The 2,241-nt window shown below is 61.4% G+C and carries 2 protein-coding genes and 1 riboswitch; both genes read right to left on the bottom strand.

What is annotated here, in order from left to right:
• On the bottom strand, positions 1-903 hold a 903-nt coding region (locus Q0288_RS07455; RefSeq protein ID WP_299429268.1), incomplete at its 3' end, for an ABC transporter permease subunit.
• Between the two features lie 6 nt (positions 904-909).
• Positions 910-1,977: a thiamine ABC transporter substrate-binding protein gene (locus tag Q0288_RS07450; protein ID WP_299429267.1), complete on the bottom strand. Its 1,068-nt coding sequence runs from the start codon at positions 1,975-1,977 to the stop codon at positions 910-912.
• A 48-nt stretch (positions 1,978-2,025) separates the two neighbouring features.
• A riboswitch (TPP riboswitch) is annotated at positions 2,026-2,124 on the bottom strand.
• Between the last annotated feature and the right edge of the window lie 117 nt (positions 2,125-2,241).

The following is a 2,241-nucleotide window of genomic DNA, read 5'->3' as shown; positions in this document are numbered from 1 at the left end:
GGCAGCGGGCCGTTCAAAAGCCCGTGGTAACAGCGTCCATAGGGGGCTGTAGAGGATCAAAAAGAATCCCCATACCAGTAAAGCCACGAGCCAGGTCTTTCTGGGTGAAAGAGGCAGGGGCGAGCCATAGCCGCCAATACCCAGGGCCAGACCTTCTTGCAGGCGCAAATAACCCAGCAAGACCACCAGTGTCACCCCCAGTTGCATCAGCACCAGGGCAGTGGCCTCGGGAAAGGCCAGGCGCTGAACCAGGGCATGATAGGTCGCAACCTCGAGCGTCGCCCACCCAGGCCCTCCCAGCAAGAGAGGGATCCCAAAGCTGCTGAAGCTGAAAAGGAAAACCAGGCTTCCACCCGAGAGTAGTGCGGGCCACATCAAAGGAAGACCCACCCGTAGATAGGCCCGCAACGGGGTAGCCCCCAGGATACGGGCCGCTGCCAGCGGGGTATGCAAAGCCGGCAGCATGGCCACCAGGGGTCGCAGAACCAGGCCCAGGTTATAGAGCAGGCTGGCCCAGAACAACACCCAGGCGGTACCGTAGAGGTTGGTGCCCAACACGCCATTCGGCCCCACCAGGCTTAGAAAACCAATCGCCACGACGATGGTAGGCAGGACGAACGGCACGGTGGAAAAGCCCAGCAAAAATCCCCTTCCAGGGAAGAGGTAGCGGAAGGCATAGGCCAGCGGCAGGGCCAGCACGATGCTCAGTAAGGAGGAGCCTACGCCATAGGCCAGGCTCCAGACCAGTCGGGACCCGTAGTAGGGGTCTACGAGAGCCCCCTGCAAGCCCTCGCCCAGGCCCAGCGCAACGATTCGGCCCAGTGGATACACCACGGCCAACCCCAGGAAGACCAGTACCGGTAGAGCAAAAACCCAGGATGAGCGCTGCCATAGCAGTTTCATCGAAATCTAGCGTCGTGCCATCACACCCTGAGCGGTCTGGTTTTGCACCACTACCTGCGTCCACTCACGGATCCAGCGCTCGCGGTTCTGGGCGATCTGCTGGGGCGTCATACGCGCAGGCTGGGGCGGGACTTCGGCCCAGCGGAAGACCTCCGGAAGGGTGGCTTCACGTCGTGCCGGGTAGACCCACATCTGGGTGGGAATATTCTCCTGGGCGGGTCTCGAGACCAGCCAGTCCACAAAGCGCTGGGCGGCCCGAAGGTGGCGCGTACCCCGCAGGATGCCCACATACTCGATCTGGAAGAAGGAGCTACCCGGCAGAAAGAGATTGGCCGTGGGCGGCTCGGTGGGCTTAGGACGGGCCTCGCTAAAGAAAAGCTCGGCGGCGGGGCTGGTGCTATAGGAGACTACCAGCGGACGATCCCCCCCGGCACGGGTGAAATGGGTATAGTAGGCATCGCTCCAGCCACTGACCACCCGCACCCCGTTCTGACGAAGCCGTTCCCAGAAACCCAGGTAGCCGTCTTCACCGAAGCTGGCCACGGTGGCCAGCAAGAAGGCCAGACCAGGTGAGCTGGTAGCAGGGTTTTGCACCACCAGCAGCCGGGCAAACTCCGGAGAGGCGAGGTCGGCAAAGCGCGCTGGCAGGGGCCGGTTTTTGAAGAAGTCCCGGTCGTAGTTGAGGGCCACATAGCCAAAATCTACGGGGGTGGCCCGGAAGGTCTGGTCGAGCAGGAGTTCAGGGCGCAGGTTGGGCAGCTCGGGCGAGCGGTAGGGCTGCAAGATATCGGCTTGCAGGGCCCTCGAGAGCATGGTGTTGTCGAAGCCGAAAATCACATCGGCAATGGGTGCCCCCTTGCTCAAGATGGCCTTGTTCAGCATCGCTCCCGCATCGCCCCCCTTTAGAAAGCGCAGCCGAATACCCGACTGGCGTTCGAACTGGGCGATCAGGTTTTTGTCCAGGGCCCAGCTATCGTGGGTCAGGATAGTCAGGGTGATGGGCTGAGCCTGGCCCAGTGCCCCGAGTTGCATACCCAGGAGCAGGCAACAACTTATCCACAGCTTTATCCACATACAAATCCCCTCCTATCACCGGGAGGGGAACGAACCTGAGCGGCGGGTTTCTGGCCCTTGTCACGCTTCCTACGTCGGTCTTAGCCGATTCAGGTTCCAAGGGTATTTCTCAGCCTGCACAGCGTGCAAGCACCCCCGGTGACACTTCGATGATAATACCAGTGCCTTCTTCTGCCAAGCATCAGCTTACGGTTCGGGTCGCCACCACCCAGAAGCCGGGATACCGGGCCTTTAACTTTGCGGCCACAAAGTGGGCCTCATCGG

This window comes from uncultured Meiothermus sp., from assembly GCF_937863175.1.
Classification (GTDB): Bacteria; Deinococcota; Deinococci; order Deinococcales; family Thermaceae; genus Meiothermus.
The sequence above is the reverse complement of the archived record's forward strand: the minus strand, read 5'-3'. Positions and strand labels throughout refer to the sequence as shown.

Coding starts and splice junctions, on each gene's coding strand:
- Q0288_RS07450 (WP_299429267.1), bottom strand. CDS start 1,977: ATGTGGATAAAGCTGTGGATAAGTTGTTGCCTGCTCCTGGGTATGCAA.